The organism is Secundilactobacillus pentosiphilus, from assembly GCF_002217985.1.
In the GTDB taxonomy this organism is placed as follows: domain Bacteria; phylum Bacillota; class Bacilli; order Lactobacillales; family Lactobacillaceae; genus Secundilactobacillus; species Secundilactobacillus pentosiphilus.
Map to the genome: position 1 here is coordinate 74,664 of NZ_BCMI01000002.1, position 20,052 is coordinate 94,715.

Below are 20,052 nucleotides of genomic sequence, written 5' to 3' on the forward strand. Positions count from 1 at the left end.
TAATTTAAATGATCTAATAAAAGTACCCGAGATCACTGGTGACACTTGGATAAACGGGCGTCCAATCAGTGGCATCTTTAGCCGATGTGCCGTGAGTAATCAGTTCCGAAAAGTCGTTGATCAGCTCTTCGGCATTGACTGCTAAAACAACTGCGCCGGCTATTTTACCAGAAGTCTTATCAACGATCGTCGTCACGTGGGCATTCTGATCTTGGAGCCGATGATACGTGTACCAGGCTCCTACCGGCTGATCACTAATTGTATATTGATCAGGGGCCTGCTTAGCTGATTCAAGCGTCACACCAATTTGTGCCAATTCTGGTCCAGCGAACACAGTATGGGGAATGGCTGGATACTGAATCGGATCGTGAGTTTCCCCGGTAATTTCTGCAGCTACGTAGCGACCTTCAATACCAGAAACCGGCGTTAACTTAGGCACCGTTTTAGCAATGGCATCCCCAATCGCATAGATGGACGAAACGCTGGTTTTTAAATGGTCATCGACCTTGATACCCTGCGGTTCGACTGCAACCCCAATCCCAGCCAAATTCAGATCATCCAGATTAGGGCGCCGTCCTGCCGCAGCAAAAACGGCGTTTAATGTCAGCGGATCTCCAGAATTCGTTGTGACTTTGACTTGATCACCAGCAGTTTGCAGTGCTGTCACGTTGGTATTCATATGGAAATGAATCCCCTTACCGGTTAAAATTTTTCGCAACCGCTCAGTGTACGCTTGCGGGAAATTACGCAGCAAACGGTCATTGTGCTGGAAAATATGAACCTCAGCACCAGCTTCAACTGCAATATTAGCCAGTTCAATCGCAACGTAACCAGCACCAACAAAACCGACTTTTTCAGGCAGATTATCTAAGTTTAAAAAATCCGTACTGGTCAAAAAGGCTTCCTTACCAGGAATATCTGGGATGTTAGGGGTCGCTCCAGTAGCAATCACGATTTGCTGACCCGTGACCTGCTGATCACCTACTCGAAGCGTATGACCATCAACGAATTGCGCAGTGCCATGAAGATGGTTAATGCCGGCTCCCTTTAGCCCTGCTTCAGTACCCGTTGGGATCTTTTCCGTATAACCACGCTTAAATGCCATCATTGCCGGCCAATCGACCTTAGGTTCTGCCGGCAACCCGCTTTCGTGATAGCGAATGACCTGCCTTTTGGCCTCCACAACCCCATAAAGCATCTTTTTGGGGTCACAGCCAAAGTTGGGACACGTTCCGCCCCACAAGTTACTTTCAACCACCAAAACTTTCTGGTGGTTGTTTAAACCATATGCCACGGCTAATCCGCCGGGTCCGCCACCAATAACAATCGTATCGTAATCAAACGCCATATGAACCCCTCCTGTTTGCTGCTTATCGTTTCACCCTTCAACATACTACAAAGTGTGTTGTGACACCAAAGTTATGCCTTTACATCGTTAACTGTCAACCACCATTGCCAACCTTATTTACCAAACATTTACACATTACCTATAAATCTTTACGAAGGCTTTATGTTGTATTTACAATCACTCGCTAGTATTAAGCCTATCAAACATAGATAGGGGTTATTTAAGATGAATCTTTTTAAAACAAGTTTATTTGCCGCCGGCATCGTTGGATTATCACTTGCAGCAGCTGGTTGCAGTTCTTCCAATGCATCGGGAGGACACCAAAAGGCCAAAGATTTAACGGTCGTTTTCTTACCCGGTGACTCCGCTAAAGAAGCTGGCCCGGCCAGAACGGCATTAGCCAACGAGATTCATAAGGCGACTGGAAAAAAGGTGACCGTTAAAACGACTACTGACTACAACGTTGCTATTCAAGCAATTTCTTCCGGGAAGGCCCAAATTGCGCTGATGGGACCAGATAGTTACATTCAGGCACATAAGCAAAACGCTGCTGTTGAACCGATCCTCACTTACTCTGGCAAATCCGGCACACTAAAGGACGCCCAGTACCACAGTTACATCATGGTACCTAAGGATAAGGCCAGCCAATACAAAGTAGACGGCAAGTATAGCCTGAAAAAGATCAAGGGCAAAAAAATGTCATTTGTCTCAAATACTTCAACATCTGGTTTCGCCATTCCAGCTGGCGCTATTCAAACCAGCTTTAAGTTGAAAAATAAGGACGATTTACAGCAAAGCGGTAAATTCTTCTCCAAAGTCCTATTTGGCGGCTCGCACCAAGGTTCAGCGGTCAACCTGCTCAAGGGAGATGCCGACGTAGCTGCTTTTGATGATATGGACCTGGTTTCATACGGAAAATTCACCAATGACTCAACCAAAGCGGGAGCCGACTTCAAAATTAACGCCAATGCACCGGCGCCATTCAATCGTGTCCGTGGTAAAGAAAGTATTGCGCTAGCTGCTTACCCGGTACAAAACGAGCCGATTGCAGTCAATTCAAAAATGATCAGTAAGTCAGATACTAAGAAGATCACCAGTGCCTTAACTTCAGCTCGCATCGCCAAGGATAAGAAATTCTTCGCACCATCTAACGCTAAGGTACACAGTCTGTTACCTAAGGATGGTGATAGCCAATTCGTTGCTGTTTCTGATAAATGGTACGCCCCTACTCACAAGATACTTGGTGAATAAATTGCTAATAGAAGGGGGCCTCTATTATGTTAACAGTGAATCACTTAACTAAGAGCTATGACGGCGAGAAAATGTCACTAACGGATGTTTCTTTTAGTGTTCGACCTGGTGAAGTAACCGTGATTATCGGGCCTTCTGGTGCCGGAAAAACAACTATTTTACGTAGTATCAACCAGTTAATCCGAGATGATGACGGTGAAATTTTGTTTGATGATACCGACATGCGTCAATTAAATCGCCGGCAGTTACGGCAGGCGCGCTGCAGGATCGGGATGATTTTTCAGAACTATAACCTGATTGAACCGCTGACTGCCATCGAGAACGTCCTGCATGGCTGTTTAGGCACCAAATCAAATCTGGCGGGGATTTTCTCGATGTATCGTAACCGGGAAAAAGAAGAAGCCCTGCAGCTGCTGCAGAAGGTTGGCCTGGGTGAATTTGCCTATCAGCAATGCCGTAACCTCAGTGGTGGCCAAAAACAGCGTGTGGGCATCGCTCGCGCGCTCATGCAGCGTCCCAAAATCATTTTATGTGATGAACCGATTGCGTCGTTAGATCCCAAATCAACGGTTACGGTAATGGATATTCTCAGAGACTTGGCCGTTAATGACGGTATCTCAGTTCTGATCAATCTTCATCAAGTTGACATTGCCAGGAAATATGCGGACCACGTTATCGGTATTAATAACGGTCAAGTCGTCTTCGATAACCGTGCAAAACTGCTGTCTGATGTGGCCATCGCAAATATTTATCAAAAGAATGTGAACACAGAAGGGAGTCTTGTACATGAATTCTGATGTTCAGCAAATCAATCGTTTCTTTAGTAAAAAACGTTTTCGACTAACACTCATCATCGTCATTCTCGGAATGGCTTACGTTGGTGCTTCAATTGGACTCGGCTTCCAGACTCACTCGTTACTCAATGTTCAAGATGGGATTGCGTGGCTGATTCAAAATTTCATACCCAATGAAGCCTCTAAAGGTTATTGGAATGAGATTTTACAGCAACTCTTTCGAACCTTTTTAGTGGCAGTTGCAGCCACTACCTGTGCCGCCATAGTTTCGCTATTCTTAGCGATTGTTGGTGCTAAAACTTTAACCCCTGCCATTACCGTTAGTTGGGTCATTCGTGCTTTTTCATCGCTGCTGCGAAACATTCCGATCGTTGCCTGGGCAATGATTCTGCTTTTTTCGTTCAAACAAAACGATCTGACAGGATTTCTGGCACTGTTCTTTATGACGCTGGGCTTTCTCACACGGGCTTTTATGGAAACCATTGAGGACTTTGGCACCGAAAAGGTTCAGGCATTACAAGCGACTGGTGCTACTTATCTACAAGTCATTGCCCAGGGCCTCTTACCTGAAATTGCTGTTGCGCTTATGTCCTGGATACTCTACATGATCGAAAATAATGTTCGTGATGCCACCTTAGTTGGCTTACTGACGGGAACTGGTATTGGGTTTATCTTTAACCTCTACTTTAAGAGTCTCCGGTATGGTGCTGCTGGTTTAGTCGTATTGTCCGTCATCATTTTAGTGGTATCAGTTGAACTTATTTCCAACTTGATTGGGAGGTTACTATCGTGATCAAACCAGAAAACCAAGTTTCTATCCCCACCAGAATTCCAGCGGGTCCTAGGCTGTCGATTCCCCTACGATTCCGAGATCGACGCCGCGTCACGATTTTGCTGACACTGATTGTGTTGGCCTATGTCACACTCATGACGTTGCCGACAATGATTCCAAACCATTTCAAGCTAGGCGCAGCACTAGTGAGCTTTACCGAAAACATTAAAATCATGTTTTTACAGCCGCACCTTGCTAACACTACGTTTGTGACTCTATTGGGTGCATTAGGTCAAAGCATCCTTTTGGCCTTCTTGACCACTTTGATTGGCTCAGCCATCGCATTCTTCTTTGCACTAGCAAGTACACGGCGGTTAGCCCCTACCTATTTAGTGTTGGGGATTCAAAGTTTCATGGCTGTTATCCGTGCCATTCCTACCGTTCTTTGGGTCCTCATCTACAGTGTCGTCTTTGGCTTGGGGGCCAACGCTGCGGTGGTCGGTATCACCTTTCACAGTGTTGCGTACCTGACCAAGGTCTATGCCGATAGTATGGATGAACTTTCACCAGGGATTATTGAAACGATGCAGGCCATGGGGCTTAAAAAGAGTGCCATCATCCGTCAGGCAATCATTCCCTACTTGATTCCAAGTTACCTCAGCTGGACTTTCATCCGTTTTGAAATTAACTTTGCCGACGCGATTGCCGTTGGTGCTGCAGCAGGTGCTGGCGGTATCGGGTATCAGCTTTTTATGTCAAGCAGCTTCTACTTCAACTTCCACGAAGTTGGCGTCATGGTTTACATGATCTTGGCCTTTGCGCTAGTGCTAGAAATCATTTCATACCGGCTGCGTTCTGTCACTCATCAGTAACCATCAGGTATCTCACTATTTTAGGAGGAATTCTTTATGATTGAAGCCATTGTATTAGACTGGGCCGGTACCACCGTTGACTATGGCAGTCGTGCCCCCATCATTGCCTTTAAAAATGCTTTTGCCCATTTCAGTATTGATTTAAGTGAAGAAACCATCCGTCAAGATGTTGGCTTGGATAAACTGACTCACGTCCGTAAAATGCTTCAAGAACCAGAAGTATCAAGCTCTTGGGAAGCAAATCATCCTGCCATTCCATTAGCAAAGGCCGCTGAAGAAATCTACGCACAGTTCCAAGTTGAAATTAACAAAGTGCTAGCAGATACTGCTCAGCTAAAGCCTGGTATGACAGACTTCATCAAATTTGCTAACACTCACCACATTCAGCTGGCAACGACTACCGGCTACAATCAAGCCATGCTCAATCAAATTCTGACACTAGCAGCAAAACAAGGCTATAACCCCGCCTATAACATCACTTCGGAACAAACCAATCACGTGGGTCGTCCAAATTCTGACATGGTTGACCTTGCGCTTAAAAAGATGAATATATCTGATCCAGCTCACGTTATCAAAGTTGGTGATACGGTTAACGATATCTTAGAAGGTAAAAACGCTGGCACCATTTCAATTGGCGTTGTAGACGGGGGCAACTTAATCGGGCTATCACAGCAAGAATTCAATCACTTAGACATTGGGGAGCGTGACCGCTGTCATGCTAAAGCAGCCGCAATTTTGAAAGAAGCTGGCGCTGATGAAATTATTAATAACATCGCTGATTTAATTCCGCTAATTGAGTCCATTGACGATCAACAGCATGAAATACCATTATTATTAACACCTGGTCCACTGACAACTAGCCGTACCGTTAAAGAAACGATGCTCATTGATCATGGCACTTGGGACGACGACTACAAAGAACTCACGCAATGGGTTCGTCATGAACTTGTCGCCATTGGCAACGCCTCAGAAGACAACTACACCGCCGTTCTGATGCAAGGCAGCGGCAGTTTCGGTGTGGAGGCAACGCTTGGCACCGCCATTCCTAAGCAGAACGCTACTTTACTAATTGCAGCAAACGGGGCGTATGGTGAACGGATGATTGAAATTGCCGACTATTTAGCAATTCCACACATTGTCCTGCAGGTACCAGAGGACCAAGCCGTCACATTAGCGGCCGTTGAGGAAACGTTAGCAGCCCATCCAGAAGTCACTCACTTCGCGGTGGTTCACTGTGAAACAACCACGGGAATCTTAAACCCAATTGAAGCCATCATCCCAGCGTTGGCGGATAAAAGCATCATTACCATCGTTGACGCCATGTCTAGTTTTGGTGGTGTCCCAATTGATTTAGAGAAACTTCACGTAGATTACCTCATTACGAGTTCAAACAAATGCGTCCAAGGCGTTCCTGGTTTCAGTATTGTACTGGCTAAAAAGACAACCTTACAAGAAACTGAAGGTAACGCTCGTTCCTTGGCATTGGATCTATATCAACAATACCGAACATTCGAAGACCACGATGGCAAATGGCGCTTTACGTCTCCAACCCACGGTGTCTATGCCTTTGCTGAAGCGCTCCGCGAACTTGAACAGGAAGGCGGCGTCACAGCTCGGACGCATCGTTATCACACAAACGAAACGCTCTTACAGGAAGGCATGCAAAAGCTTGGTTATGAATTAGTGATCAACCAAAATGTCCAGTCACCGATCATTACTTCGTTTAAGTACCCAACAACTAGCTTTAACTTCCGCGCCTTCTATGAATACCTAAAAGAGCGTGGCTTCATTATTTATCCGGGTAAGGTTTCAAAGTGTGATAGTTTCCGAATTGGTAATATCGGCGAGGTCTCAGCCGATGATATCAATCGTCTGCTAAACTTGATCAAAACCTATACTAAAGAAAAGTTACAACTGCCGATTGGTAGCTAACTTATCAGTTAACATATCAACTGCGATTACATTAACGAATCAATCAGTACATCTCTGCCAACTCAAACCGTTTCAAATTAAACAGCACACGTCATTTCTTAATCTAGATAAAATGACGTGTGCTGTTTAGTTCGAATCCCAATAGCGTTACTATCCCCCTATTTGATTTAATAAATGTTTCATGTGAAACAAAATAAGCCAAAATTTATTACGATTCTCCTAAGTTAAAAAATAATTAAAAAAATATTTTTGGGGTATACCAATTGTCTCTATTTTAACTTATGGTAACTATACCGAAAATATTAATCGTTGACTTGTGAACTTCAACGAACTCATGGCAGTATATGTGAGTAAATTAACATGAATTTGTATTTTCATTAATCGTTGAAATCCCTATCCTATCCAAATTTGAAATCGCTTTATTTTTTGATTTATAGGCATTGTAAACGTTTGTGTTTTCTGAATAAACGTTTACAATTGGGGTTGTTAAAAAGCTATTATCTATAAGTTAGGAGAGATTATCATGCGTGTACGTCATTTGAGTACTTTCTTTATATTTACTTTCGGCGCACTGGGTGGACTCTTGTTTGGCTTCGATACCGGTATCATTTCAGGTGCCTCATCCCTGATTGAATCCGATTTTAGCCTCAACATTGAACAGACTGGTTTTATTACCTCATCCGTTCTGATTGGTTCCTCAGTTGGTGCTTTGTCAATTGGTTCTTTATCAGATAAGTTTGGGCGGAAGCGACTACTCCTAGTTGCTTCACTGCTCTTCTTGCTCGGATCAGGACTCTCAATGACAGCTTCAGGATTCGTATCAATGGTTGTTGCCCGTATTATCCTTGGGTTTGCCGTTGGTTCTGCTTCAGCATTAACACCGGCTTACTTGGCTGAACTTGCTGATGCACCTCACCGTGGTTCACTTGGGACCATGTTCCAGTTAATGGTTACTTTAGGTATCCTGTTAGCTTACGTATCAAACTTAGGCTTCTTGGGACACAACCTTCTAGGTATCCGTGACTGGCGGTGGATGTTAGGGTCAGCTTTGATTCCTGCCTTGGCATTGTTCTTCGGTTCATTAGTTCTCCCAGAGTCACCAAGATACTTGGTTGAAAAGGGTAAGGTTAGTGAAGCTAAAGAGGTCTTACACGACTTACGTGCCAAGACCAATGAAAATCCTGATAAGGAGTTAGCTGATATTCAAGCTGTCGCTAATCAACCTAAGGGTGGCATTAAGGAATTACTCACCTTTGCTCGTCCCGCTGTGGGAGTTGCCATTGGACTAATGCTGCTACAGCAATTAGTTGGTATTAATTCCGTTATTTATTTCTTACCTCAAGTCTTCATTAAAGGATTTGGGTTCCCTGACGGCGATGCTATTTGGGTTTCCGTTGGTATTGGGATCGTTAACTTCGTGTGCACGGTATTGGCTTACAATATCATGGATAAGTTTAACCGTAAGACAATCTTACTTTTTGGTTCCGTCGTAATGGCAATTTCAATTTTCATCTTGGCATTTTTGAACTTTACCGTCAGTGTTAAAACCGCTGCGGTACCAACCATGATTTTAATTGCTGTCTATATTTTCGGTTTTGCGGTTTCATGGGGTCCCATTTGCTGGTTGATGTTAGGTGAAATCTTCCCATTGAACGTTCGTGGAATTGGTAATTCAATTGGTTCCGCTGCTAACTGGATCGGTAACTTTATTGTTTCACAATTCTTCTTAGTTTTGCTGAGCTTCTTCCACAACAACGTTGGCGGTCCATTCCTAGTATTTGGTTTCTTTGCCATCGTTTCAATCTTCTTTGTTATTTTCGCGGTTCCTGAAACCCGTGGTAAAACACTGGAAGAAATTGAAATGGAGATGCGTCATAAGGAAGCTGATAAGGAAGCGGCTAAAAAAGCGGCCCAAAAAGTCAACTAACAAAGCCACTGACTAATAATCTCTTCACTTTAATATGAAATATTAATATAAATAACACCTCCGAATAAACGTATCCGGAGGTGTTATTTTCATCTAGTGACCCACTCATTACCATTCATTAGAACTTATTAGATGGAAACTACCGCATAAATCTGATACTATATAGGAACTGATTCACATTTCTTGATTTCGACAACCATAAGTGAGGTACTAATTTTGTTAACTGTAACCAATGTGTCCATGAGCTTTTCGGACCGCAAACTATATGACGACGTTAATCTGAAGTTTACTCCCGGCAACTGTTATGGCATTATTGGTGCCAATGGAGCTGGTAAGTCAACTTTTCTTAAAATTCTAGAAGGTCAATTAACCCCTACTACTGGGAATGTTTCAATGGATCCTAATGAGCGAATGAGCAGTTTAAAACAAGATCACTTTGCTTTTGATGACCAAACCGTTTTGAATACTGTTCTTCAAGGACATGAGCATCTCTACCAGGTGATGACTGAAAAAGATGCCCTTTATGCAAAACCCGATTTTTCCGATGAAGACGGCATCAGAGCCGCTGAACTTGAAGGCGAATTTGCTGAAATGGACGGCTGGAACGCTGAAAGTGATGCCAGCCAGCTGCTGCAATCGATGGGCATTCCAGAAGCTCAGCATCAAGCATTAATGAAGGATTTACCAGAAAGCGAAAAGATCAAGGTCTTATTAGCACAAGCGCTATTTGGCAAACCAGATGTGCTGCTTTTGGACGAACCGACTAACGGTTTGGATCCCATGACAATCAGTTGGCTCGAAAACTTTCTTGCTGACTATGAGAATACTGTTCTCGTTGTTAGCCATGACCGTCATTTCCTGAACGCTGTATGTACACACATGTGTGACGTTGATTTTGGTAAAATTCAACTGTTCGTGGGGAACTACGATTTCTGGCTGCAAAGTTCAGAACTTGCCTTAAAGCTTCGTAATCAGGCAAATGCTAAAAAAGAAGAACAAATCAAACAGTTACAGGACTTTATTGCCCGTTTCTCAGCGAACGCTTCAAAGTCCAAACAAGCAACTTCCCGAAAGAAGCAATTGGATAAGATTACTTTGGATGACATTAAGCCAAGTTCGCGTAAGTACCCATTTATCAAATTTACGCCTGAACGGGAGCTGGGAAATGACTTTCTGCGCGTTGAAAATGTCAGCAAGTCGATCGACGGTCATCAAGTTCTGGAAAACGTCAGCTTTATTCTCCGTCCTGGTGATAAGGCTGCTCTAATTTCTCGTTCTGATGTCACCACCAGTGTGCTCATGCAGCTGCTGGCTGGTAAAATGGCACCCGATACGGGTTCTATTACCTGGGGTGTAACGACTAACCGAGCCTATATGCCAAAAGACTTAAATCCAGAGTTCAGCAACGATAACTTGAACATTCTGGAATGGCTGCGCCAATACGCCAGCAAGGAAGAAAGCGATAATACTTTTCTGCGTGGCTTCCTGGGTCAAATGCTGTTCAAGGGTGACGAAGTCCTTAAAGAAGTGCCCGTTCTCTCCGGGGGCGAAAAAGTACGTAGTTACCTCTCCAAACTGATGCTGAGTAAGGCCAACGTCCTCTTACTGGACGATCCAACGAACCACCTGGACCTTGAAAGCATCACGAGTTTAAACGATGCTCTGATTGATTTTAAGGGTTCTATGGTCTTCACTAGTCATGACCACGAGTTCATTCAAACGATTGCCAATCACATCGTTGAAGTTGGTCCTAAAGGTGTGGTAGATCGCGCAGACACTACTTACGATGACTTCATGGCACATGAAGTTGCCCAGGCACAAGTCGATAAAATTTATTAAATATTTCATTACATCGTCTATATCGCAAAATAAGGCCTACCCCAACGTGATTGTCAGGGTAGGCCTTATTTGTTTATTTGTCCGTTTAGTGATCCTTTTTTACTTTGAAATAGCTGCCACGAATCGTACCCGCCAGTTTGGATTTCTGATGGGCAAACTTGAACTTGTCAGCTAATTCAGCTGGCACTTCCATCCCGTCTGAAAGTTTAAAGCCCACTGCGCGCTTTCCGTCTGGATCCAAAGCATACATCACGTTAATCACCAGGCCGCTTTCGTAGAAAACGTAGGTCCACTTAGTCCCTTCGACCTCAAACTGTGAAACTTCCAGTGGCTTAGACTGAATCTTCAAATCACGTTCTGACAACACGTCGTTTACATAGGCCACTAATTCCGGGTGGTCACTGGCCGGCTCAGTCACGTACTCATGTTTATATTTATTCCAGAAGTAACGGGCTTCATTGGCCCGTAATCCAGCCAGAGCTGGCGCAACTGGCGAGCTTTCCAAGCCAACTTGTTCAACGTTTTTAAAATCAACTTTATAACTCATTTGTATCCTCCACTTTTTAACACCAATCAACTACTCCAACGTATAAAGCGCCTAGCGATAATTAAGCTAAGCACCCTTTTAACTACCGTTTGTAAGTGTATGTTGTTTTGGTAACATAATTATGGATTGAAACTCGGTGTGAACTCTTAATCGTTACCTTGAGCTTTTCAGCTTCACCGCCACGAATAATTCGTTGACCAGCACTGTAGCGACTCTTATCCTTACCGGTAATTTCGTAAACATGGTGCTTGAGCGTTTTATACTTCAGCTTATAAGTATCGAAGTAAGGCATACCCATTCCTTGATAGCGGAAACTGCTCTTCTTAAAAGCGTAATATTCCCAATATTGCCCTTTCTTATAAGTATACTGATGTCTGACAGCAGTAGGCGTGCCCTTGTGCCAACTAGCAGCACTGGCAGTGATGGTCGAGATAGAAGCTAACCCCATCACCCCTAAAATTAACGCAACGAATAATAGCAAATGTTTTTCATGATATTTCCCCCTTAAAATAGGGCAATTATACCATAAAGCAAAACTGTTCAAAAAAGGTTATTTCTCGGTCCATCAGAAATGTTCCATATGAAATATTTGCTTAGTTTATGCCTGCTTACAATAATAGTTGTCCTCAACCAATAACCGTCAAAGACAACACTGTAAGACATAATTACGGCCTCCTACAGGCCCCCACGATAAACGATCAGCCTTGCTTCACAACAGTTAGCCGGTGCTTGGCTACTTTAATAATTAGTTGTTCCGGTAACGGTTCATCATACAGTAGATGCCAGCTGCTCTTGGTTGTTTGATACCCTGCCAGTTCATCAGAAAAAAATGAAATCCCCTCACTAGTTGGATATATGCCGATATGATGCTTATTAGCGCCAAAATAAATGATCGGCTTCGTTTGAAAAAAGGCGGGCATGCCGTAAGAGATTTTTTCACTTGCGTCTGGTAATGCCTCTTTTAATAATCGATATAGTCTGGTTAACTGAGGCTGATAGGCTTGTAGCTGTTCAGCAATATATGCCGTAATGACACTCATTTACCCACCCCCTATTCCACTACCTTAAGCACCATGTCAATGTGGGGGATCCCGTCTTCTGAATAAACCTCAGAAACCGGTTTGAAGCCAAAGGATTCGTAGAACTTTTGCAAGTAGCTTTGACCGGCAATTTTAATATTATTTCCCGGGAAATCCTCCTTAATTTCTTCAATGGTGGCACTGACTATTTCCCGTCCGAGATGCTGATGACGAAACGCTTTTAAAACCAATACCCTGCCAAACCTGATATAACCCTGACTGGGGTCTTTGATAATTCGCGTATAAGCCGCCAGCTGGCCGTCAACTCGTAAAATCATATGAATAGCATCGTCGTCTTGATCATCAATTTCTTGATAAGGACACTCCTGCTCCACTACAAAAACCTTGATACGGGCTTTCATGATTTCGAGGAACTCAGGAACAGATAATTCTGACGTCTTTTTTACACTCAGTTTCATAATGGCTCCTCCGTTCTAAATTAGCGCTGGTTAAATTACCCGACAGCTTATTTACCCATGGATAAATTTAATCGCATTATAGCATACTTAGCTTAGCACTAACTGGCTTGCATGACTGAAGCGGACGCCATTTTGAAACATCAAAAGGCGGATCACCGGTAATTGATACCAATGATCCGCCTGCCATTTTTTAACTGCTATGATTCCGGTACTAACTCGCCTTCATCCGTACGGGGAGCCGAAACTAACCAGCCATTATCTAATAGCTGATGGTACTTCCGACCCACTGGTACCCACAGTTTAGCATTCAAAATACTTCTTAGTTCGTCCCAAAATAAGGGATCTTCACGTTCTTCATCCGAAAGGTTGATATGGAGATAGTCACCGGTTTCAGTCTTTGCGACCACAAAGGGGTAGAACACCTTAGTAATCTGCGCTGCCATAACGTTCATTATTTTAGAATCGTGGTCAAGTAGCATCTGCTTCACACTCCTTATCTTTGAAACTAAGCTCAGTTTAGCGTTCAGAACTTAAAGAAAGCCCAAAAAAACCTTGCGAAAGGTTTAAGAAGCACTTATCTTTTTTTAAATGAGACAGTAAAAAGGACGGCTATCAGAGCCGCCCTTTTGCACGATTGTTATATTCTTCTTACTTAATTTCACGCTTTAGATACTCTTCAAACGTCGTTGGTTCGCGTCCAAGTAACGTCTTAAGAACAAATGGGTTACCATCCAAGCCCCACTTAGAATAAGTATCAGATAAGTGTTTAAATGCTTGACGCATATAAAGATCATTAATATGATTCTCATCCAAGAACTTTTCGAGGTCGATATGAGTGGCAACAGCGTGTTCACCCGTCAACTTGTTGTAAGTATCAACTAAGTCTTGAGGGGTATAAGTCTTCTTAGTGCCGACTAATTCGAAGGTCGCCTTGTTGTAAGTATCTGGGTCTTTAGCAACCTTAGCAGCAACTTCACCGACATCCAAAGGATCAACGTAGCATAATTTACCATCTGAAGCGTAGAAGTTTTCGTACTTCCCAGTATCGTGAACCCGCTTAGGATCGAAGTTATGCATGTAGTGCATTGGCTGCAGGATGGTGTATGGCAGTTGAGTTGACATACCGGCATAGATCAGGTGTTCTTCAGTATCACGTTTTTCAACGTGTTGTAAAAGCGTTGTTAAGATCGGGTGGGTCACAGAAATAAAGATGAACTGTGAAACACCGTTCTTAATACTGGAATCGATCATTTGCTTACCGATCAAACCTTCCTCAGCTGAAAACAGCGGTGGAATGTAAGCAATCTTGTCGCTGGCTTTAGTGATTTCATCAATCACCGTAATGTCGGTCAAATCACCAACGAAAGCCTGCTTAATGCCTGGTAAATCTTTAACAGCTGGGTTAATGTCAGCAGCGCCGACTTCGAAACCAGCATCCACTAACGCCTTAACAACGTGGCTACCAGCATGACCGGCAGCTGAAGTAACTGTAATCATAATGTGTTGTTCCTTCCAAATAATCTAATCACTTTTTTAAAGTAAAATTACCACGGAACGATACCAGCATCTTCGGTAAAGGTACCGTTTAAATTGTTCTTAGGGTCTAAGGCAAGTTCAATGGCACGGTGAGCACCACTTTCAACCGGCTTAGCACCCTGCTTTTCGAATAATTCCTTATCAACGAGGTCCGTTGCGGTCATACCTGGGTTAACAGAGTTGGCCGTAACGTTAAGCTTAGCATCTCTGAATTCCTTGCTAAAGGCAACCGTCATAGCATTCAAGGCTGTCTTAGAAGCTTGATATGGGAAGGAAATGATGTGTGAGAACATTGAGGTTGGATCAGTAGCCAATCCCAATGAACCCATGTCACTGGTAATCGTGAGGATCTTACCATATGAAGCCTTCTTCAATAGCGGAACAGCAGCTCTTGTCATGGCATAAGTCCCAAAGAAGTTGGTGTCAAATGTCTTACGCAGTTGGTCGACAGTCGACTTAGTTGGTAAAGCATCTTGAGGACCGGGGATACCGGCATTGTTAATCAAAATGTTGAGGTAACCGAACTTATCATCAATGGTTTTGATCGTTTCATCGATGGTCTTTTGATCCGTAATGTCACAGTGGACTAAAGCAACGTCCAGGCCTTGGTCCTTCAGTTCTTTAACTGCTTTTTGACCAAGTTCCATATCATAAGCACCGATGAAGACGAACTGGCCATGTTGAGCTAACGTTTTAGCTTCAACAAAACCCATGCCTCTTTCGGCACCCGTAATTAATGTGACAATTTTTTTAGCATCAGCCATTATAAAATACTCCTTTTCTTATAAGCATTTAATAACTATTTCACATGAGAGCTTAGAATAAATCGAAACTGTTCGATGTCTTCTCAGTGTCTTCAACTGAAACAGTCGGTTTGATATCATTAGCAACTAACTGACGGGCACACCAGTTAGCAACACTGCGAGGCTTGTGATCGAGTAATTCGATCAATTGCTTGTTGTTACCAGCCCAGCCCCACTTGTTATAAGTTTTACGCAATGCGTAGAAGGTTTCAGTTGCGAAACTGTCACTGCCTGCGAAGTAGTCTGGCCAATACTCAACCAATTTTTCTTCGGGAACTGAAATTGGTGTGATTTCCTTACCAGAAACTTTGCTCATGATAGTAGCAACGTCTCTAGGTGTCATCGATTCGTTACTGCAAGTATAAATGGCATATTTGTAGCCGTCTTCAGTGAGCATCTTGATGGCACAGTCGGCAACGTCCAATGGGTCCACCCATGAAACCAGCTTGTCAATGTCACACATACTTGGGTATTCACCCATATCGTAGAACATCTTCATAAAGATGTTTTGGTGATACGTTGATGGCCGCAGAACGCTCCAGTCTAAGCCGCTTTCAAAGCCGCGATAAAGCAAATATTGTTCGTCCTTAGCCTTCATCCGGTGTTGCAGGAGTGTACTCATATTAGGATACATGCAAGATAAGTAAACAAATTTGCTGACCTTAGCATCGATGGCTGCGTCGATCGCGATCCGGCCCATCTTAGCTTCTTGATAAGTAAACTGCGGCGGAATGTAAAGCACCTTATTGACGCCCTTCATTGCTTCAGCAACAAATTTGGGATCACGGCTGTCACCAACAAGAGTTTCTTTAACCCCTTGCTGTTCAAATTTCTTAATATCAGGATTCATGTCAATGGCACGAATTTCAAAACCTTTTTTAGCAAGGTAAGGGACAATCTGACGACCAACTTTACCGTATGCGCAGGTAATTAGTAACATATTTCACAACCTCCTTTAATGACCATAGTGTATTCCCTTAAAGCAAACTCGTCAAGTATTACTTTATGAGTTTGGTTTGCATGAATTTCGTGTATAATGGTTTTGAAAAGAAGGGGAGAATAAAAATGACGGGGAAACAATCACAGCGCCAAGAACAATATAACCGTGGGAAACAGCTATTTATCGATACTGCGAAGCATCTGTTTAAATCACAAGGGTACGATAAAACAAAGGTCAGCGATATTGTAAACGCCAGCGGCCGAAACGTCAGTACGCTCTACCACTATTTTCCAGCAGGTAAAAAAGATATCGTTAAAACCCTCTTAATTACGGATATTAAAGAGGAATTTGATAAATTGGCCGAGTTAATGGCCTCTAAAAGTGATGGTTCGCTCATTGATTCACTGCATTTGTTCTACCATCAATTCGTTGAAATTTTCTATCATAATTGGTATTTGATGTCGATCATGCTGTATTACAAGGATGATTTTGAAACTGAGGTCACGCCCATTACACGTGAAGGGACAGACCATATGCGTGAGTTGCTGGCGGAATTCTTACAAAAACGTGTAGACAGCAAAGAATTGTACATCACTAACTGTCAGGTAGCTGCAAAACTGTTTTTCGCCCCTGGGATGGAAAACATTATCGTTAACTTTTCTGAACCCGAAAAAGACGTCTTTGAAACCAGCGAGATTGACCAGCTGATTGCGACGTGGCAACGAGATACCATTTTCTTCGAACACTCTAAGTAATTAAAAACAGCCCGAAACTGCCCCATTGGTGGTTTCGAGCTGTTTTTAATTACCCGGCTGATCAAGCATCAACAACACTGAAGCGCTGTTTGATATGCTTAGGTTCTTTCATTTCTTGTACAATGGCAGCTGCCAAGTTACCCGTAGAGGTTACTGGTTTTCCCTCTTGGTTGACCATTGGGTGATCACCGCCGATTTTAAAGTTGGTCTTAGGACCGTCATTTAATTCATTTTGAGGTGTGACGGCGATCCAATCAACGTTATCCACCCACTTCAGGTACTCAAATTCATGACTTTGCTGAACGGGTGCTTCGATCCAAGGCTGACCGGCATACTTCTTCAAAACAGTGTCGATCATTGGCTTGCCATCATCGTCCAATAACGTGCTGGCACCAATGATGAAGACCAATTTAGTTACCGTGTTTTCCCGGAACATCGTGATTAGATTGGTTGCCATGTCAATGTGCTGATAGGCCTTTAGTGAAGCAAAGGCGTCAACTACGTAGTCAAATCCCTTTAAGTCGTCGTAAGTTAATGCCAGCGCATCTTTTTCAACGATTTGTGCGTCTGCTCCCAATAAAGACTGAGCTTTCTTAGCATCGCGAACGATTGCTGTGGCGTCAATGTTATTTGCAACGGCTTCTTTGTATACCGCTTGACCAACGTGCCCCGTTGCACCAATAATGCCAATTTTCATGAGGAATCCTCCAATTTACAGTTAAAGTTTAGCGTGGTCCCTCTTTTACGTTGCCGACCACCGATACAATATAACGCATATTATATCGGCCGTCAACAATTAACAAGCAGCTTGGCAAAAAATAGCTGTTAGCCAATTAAAAAACACGTCTGCGGTGCCCCGCAAACGTGTTACATCAATGAATCAATAAGCTTCATCCCAGCTGCCGGCAAACTCGCCAAATAACCCGTTGATTTTCTGGGGATCAAACGCGCCGCCGCGATCGCCCGTTGCCTCTATCCGTTCTGGTCCCTTGCCCGCCAGCACAACTGGGAGCTGGTGGTGCTTAGCTTGAAGAAAGGCCTTCATCGTGATCATCTTTTCTAACTCAATTTGGTGCGTCCAACTAGCACCGAAGTCGTAAATATATGTCACATCGCCTTTCTCGAGGTCCGGATAAGCAAAGTTTTCACTCTCATCTAACATTTTGTCACCCACATCCAGATCTTGCATCACGATGCCGTATTCAGTAGTGGGATCATCAACTGGCGAAAAGCTGTGCAAATGACTATTCGTCCACCCAAACAATACTTGGATGATGGCATGCAGCTGATCATACCGGATACTAGTAGGAACGACAACCCGTCGCCAGGTATCTGGTTTGACGTCTTTTAATGTCACTTTGAGCTGCATCATACTACTTTCAATCATGAGGCACCTCCAGTCACTTTAGCTAACTGCGCACCCATTCGGTAAATTCGGTCAAAAACCTGATCTTCAACCCGCCGTTCTGCCGCACTTCGTGAACGCAGTGTACTATTAGGCCGGTTGATCTTCGTGTATCTAATTGCTGGATCATAAAGATAAATGCCTGGATTGTGAGCAATGTAAGTCGTGGTAAATAAATAATCTTCCGCGATCGTCAGTGATTCATCAAACCGCAACTGCTGCTGTCGAATAGCCGGTAACGAAAAAGCCTTATTCCAAACATATCCGCCAATTTCAGATCCCCGTAGGCTTGCCTGACGAAACATCATTTGCTGAGAAAAGGTTTCGTAGTGATCCTGCTGCTCCATCGGCGTATGCCACCATTGATAACCGACCGTTACCGCTGGTGTCTCTTTCTGAAACCCGGTAATAATGGTTTTAGCGAAGTCTGGGTGCAGACGGTCATCGCCATCTACAAAGGCTACCGCATCCCCAGTTGCGTGATCAATACCAAAATTACGGGCAGCTGAAACCCCATGATGATGATCAAATTGTTCCACGTGAAACATCGGTATTCCCTTCACGAATTCCGCTGCTTTTTCTGCCGTACCATCCGTAGAATGATCATCAACCAGCCACAGCTCAAAATCTTCCGTCTGGTTAGCTATCGTTTGCAGGGTTTCATTAAAATAATGACTTAAATTATAGGTGGGTACTACTAGTGTCAGCTTGATCATTGCATTCACCCCAAAACTTTCATTTTGTCGTCATTATGGCAGAATACACGACATAGTCAATTATCTTCACTCGACTTTATACCTGAAGCTGCAAATGTGGTATTTTCAATTAAAAAAGCCTGCCAAATTGACAGACTCTACCCTATTCCAAAATTTAAAGTTCCTCACCGTCTGCAATTTTACCAAGAACAGTAAATGATGGGATAAAGAATACTTCACCAGTTTCTGGCGTTGAGAAATCCAACAACCGGTCAGACTTGGTAAACATATTTGTCAGCATCCGCTTGGTAACCGTCCAGTGACGGGCATAGCCGATAAAGTAAGTCCCGTTAACATTCTCTGTGGGGTTCGAAAAAGGCACGTTCATCCGCACAATTTTATGTTCAACCCCGCCCTCATTGTCTTGGGAGGCAATGTTATGGGCGTTGGGTGCCTTTTGATCATCTTCAAGTTCCACGTCATTGAATTTCTTTCGGCCAATAGCTTGTTCCTGCTGCTCGGTCTTTAAGTTGTTCCAGGCTTCCATATCGTGGGCATACTTTTGAGCAAACGCATACGAGCCGTTAATGAATGCCGGATCTTCATCGCCAATGACCGCGTAGTCGGGTGTATCCAGGGCACTCGGATTTTCCGTACCATCCACAAAGCCGATAATGGCCCGTCCTTCAAAATAGCGGAAGCCGTGAGTTTCATCAAGTACCGTAACGTTATCTTGGATTCGTTCCATCACCATGGTCATTAACTCAAAGGGAACAGCTGAATCTTTCGCCCGTACATGGAAGAACAGGTCCGCAGGCGTTGCCGGTGCCGTATATTTTGGCCCCACAACCGGTGCGAACTCCTCTAATTCTTTAGGCCGTTTAGCATCGGGAAAGAGATAGTCCCAGGCCTTGCGTGAGAAACCGAAAGCAACCGCTAATCCCGCATCTGGGTACCGAATGTTCAGCGAATTTTCAAACGCCGGCAAATGTTCTGCCAGGTCTTGAATCATTTCTAGATCAGCATCATGATCCTCACGCTTTAAGTCCATCGTTGAGAAAATAATGTTACTTCCCGCATCCTTATAAACTGACTGAACGTCTTTCAAATCAATTGCCATTCCTAATCTCCTCCTTAG

At 43.6% G+C, this 20,052-nt stretch carries 21 protein-coding genes and 1 pseudogene; 9 read left to right on the forward strand and 13 right to left on the reverse strand.

Translation table 11 applies throughout. The features are described from left to right. Positions 1–13: 13 nt before the first annotated feature. Positions 14–1,348, reverse strand: coding sequence for a dihydrolipoyl dehydrogenase family protein (locus CES81_RS01465; protein ID WP_089120402.1), 1,335 nt, complete (start codon positions 1,346–1,348; stop codon positions 14–16). Between the two features lie 225 nt (positions 1,349–1,573). On the opposite strand from CES81_RS01465, the gene CES81_RS01470 reads away from it, so the two are divergent. The 8 genes and pseudogenes from CES81_RS01470 (at position 1,574) to CES81_RS01500 (ending at position 10,735) form a co-directional block, all read left to right on the forward strand. Next, positions 1,574–2,599, forward strand: coding sequence for a phosphate/phosphite/phosphonate ABC transporter substrate-binding protein (locus CES81_RS01470; RefSeq protein ID WP_089120403.1), 1,026 nt, complete (start codon positions 1,574–1,576; stop codon positions 2,597–2,599). A gap of 26 nt (positions 2,600–2,625) precedes the next feature. Then, positions 2,626–3,396 (forward strand): phosphonate ABC transporter ATP-binding protein, encoded by a 771-nt coding sequence (gene phnC / locus CES81_RS01475; protein WP_089120404.1) that lies wholly within the window; start codon positions 2,626–2,628, stop codon positions 3,394–3,396. Next, positions 3,386–4,186 carry an ABC transporter permease subunit gene (locus tag CES81_RS01480; protein WP_089120405.1) on the forward strand — a complete coding sequence of 267 codons (801 nt, stop codon included), beginning with the start codon at positions 3,386–3,388 and terminating at the stop codon, positions 4,184–4,186. Before phnC ends, CES81_RS01480 begins: the two co-directional genes overlap by 11 nt. Next, entirely contained in the window at positions 4,183–5,037 is an 855-nt protein-coding gene (locus tag CES81_RS01485; protein WP_225356315.1) for a PhnE/PtxC family ABC transporter permease, read from the forward strand. The genes CES81_RS01480 and CES81_RS01485 overlap by 4 nt, the downstream gene beginning before the upstream one ends. Before the next feature lie 36 nt (positions 5,038–5,073). Next, positions 5,074–5,820 (forward strand): annotated as a pseudogene (gene phnX / locus CES81_RS13730) (phosphonoacetaldehyde hydrolase); the annotation flags it as partial. A 39-nt stretch (positions 5,821–5,859) separates the two neighbouring features. Beyond that, positions 5,860–6,969 carry a 2-aminoethylphosphonate--pyruvate transaminase gene (gene phnW / locus CES81_RS13735; RefSeq protein WP_263849962.1) on the forward strand — a complete coding sequence of 370 codons (1,110 nt, stop codon included), beginning with the start codon at positions 5,860–5,862 and terminating at the stop codon, positions 6,967–6,969. A 523-nt stretch (positions 6,970–7,492) separates the two neighbouring features. Next, a complete protein-coding gene (locus tag CES81_RS01495) occupies positions 7,493–8,896 on the forward strand; it encodes a sugar porter family MFS transporter (RefSeq protein WP_089120407.1) in 1,404 nt (467 codons plus the stop codon). A gap of 216 nt (positions 8,897–9,112) precedes the next feature. Then, on the forward strand, positions 9,113–10,735 hold the full coding sequence (locus CES81_RS01500; protein ID WP_089120408.1) for an ABC-F family ATP-binding cassette domain-containing protein: 1,623 nt from the start codon (positions 9,113–9,115) through the stop codon (positions 10,733–10,735). 85 nt (positions 10,736–10,820) lie between these two features. On the opposite strand, the gene CES81_RS01505 is transcribed toward CES81_RS01500, so the two are convergent. The 8 genes from CES81_RS01505 to CES81_RS01540 form a co-directional block, all read right to left on the reverse strand. Next, on the reverse strand, positions 10,821–11,282 hold the full coding sequence (locus CES81_RS01505) for a DUF8821 family protein (RefSeq protein WP_089120409.1): 462 nt from the start codon (positions 11,280–11,282) through the stop codon (positions 10,821–10,823). 82 nt (positions 11,283–11,364) lie between these two features. Next, positions 11,365–11,730 (reverse strand): hypothetical protein, encoded by a 366-nt coding sequence (locus tag CES81_RS01510; protein WP_180949685.1) that lies wholly within the window; start codon positions 11,728–11,730, stop codon positions 11,365–11,367. 250 nt (positions 11,731–11,980) lie between these two features. Then, complete coding sequence (locus tag CES81_RS01515; RefSeq protein WP_089120411.1) at positions 11,981–12,322, reverse strand: iron chaperone; 342 nt, start codon at positions 12,320–12,322, stop codon at positions 11,981–11,983. 11 nt (positions 12,323–12,333) lie between these two features. Then, entirely contained in the window at positions 12,334–12,780 is a 447-nt protein-coding gene (locus CES81_RS01520) for a GNAT family N-acetyltransferase (protein ID WP_089088058.1), read from the reverse strand. Between the two features lie 197 nt (positions 12,781–12,977). After that, on the reverse strand, positions 12,978–13,259 hold the full coding sequence (locus CES81_RS01525) for a hypothetical protein (RefSeq protein WP_089120412.1): 282 nt from the start codon (positions 13,257–13,259) through the stop codon (positions 12,978–12,980). A 169-nt stretch (positions 13,260–13,428) separates the two neighbouring features. Next, positions 13,429–14,277 carry an SDR family oxidoreductase gene (locus CES81_RS01530; RefSeq protein WP_089088059.1) on the reverse strand — a complete coding sequence of 283 codons (849 nt, stop codon included), beginning with the start codon at positions 14,275–14,277 and terminating at the stop codon, positions 13,429–13,431. Positions 14,278–14,324: 47 nt separating this feature from the next. After that, on the reverse strand, positions 14,325–15,080 hold the full coding sequence (locus CES81_RS01535; RefSeq protein WP_089120413.1) for an SDR family NAD(P)-dependent oxidoreductase: 756 nt from the start codon (positions 15,078–15,080) through the stop codon (positions 14,325–14,327). A gap of 52 nt (positions 15,081–15,132) precedes the next feature. Beyond that, complete coding sequence (locus tag CES81_RS01540) at positions 15,133–16,059, reverse strand: SDR family oxidoreductase (protein WP_089120414.1); 927 nt, start codon at positions 16,057–16,059, stop codon at positions 15,133–15,135. Between the two features lie 125 nt (positions 16,060–16,184). On the opposite strand from CES81_RS01540, the gene CES81_RS01545 reads away from it, so the two are divergent. Beyond that, complete coding sequence (locus CES81_RS01545; protein ID WP_180949686.1) at positions 16,185–16,814, forward strand: TetR/AcrR family transcriptional regulator; 630 nt, start codon at positions 16,185–16,187, stop codon at positions 16,812–16,814. Positions 16,815–16,875: 61 nt separating this feature from the next. On the opposite strand, the gene CES81_RS01550 is transcribed toward CES81_RS01545, so the two are convergent. The 4 genes from CES81_RS01550 to CES81_RS01565 all read right to left on the reverse strand — a co-directional run bounded on the left by CES81_RS01550 (position 16,876) and on the right by CES81_RS01565 (position 20,034). Further along, complete coding sequence (locus tag CES81_RS01550; RefSeq protein WP_089120416.1) at positions 16,876–17,511, reverse strand: NAD(P)H-binding protein; 636 nt, start codon at positions 17,509–17,511, stop codon at positions 16,876–16,878. A gap of 183 nt (positions 17,512–17,694) precedes the next feature. After that, positions 17,695–18,201, reverse strand: coding sequence for a plasmid pRiA4b ORF-3 family protein (locus tag CES81_RS01555; protein WP_089088064.1), 507 nt, complete (start codon positions 18,199–18,201; stop codon positions 17,695–17,697). Beyond that, a complete protein-coding gene (locus CES81_RS01560) occupies positions 18,198–18,935 on the reverse strand; it encodes a glycosyltransferase family 2 protein (protein ID WP_089120417.1) in 738 nt (245 codons plus the stop codon). The genes CES81_RS01555 and CES81_RS01560 overlap by 4 nt, the downstream gene beginning before the upstream one ends. 154 nt (positions 18,936–19,089) lie before the next feature. Continuing rightward, on the reverse strand, positions 19,090–20,034 hold the full coding sequence (locus tag CES81_RS01565) for a Dyp-type peroxidase (RefSeq protein WP_089120418.1): 945 nt from the start codon (positions 20,032–20,034) through the stop codon (positions 19,090–19,092). Positions 20,035–20,052 lie beyond the last annotated feature (18 nt).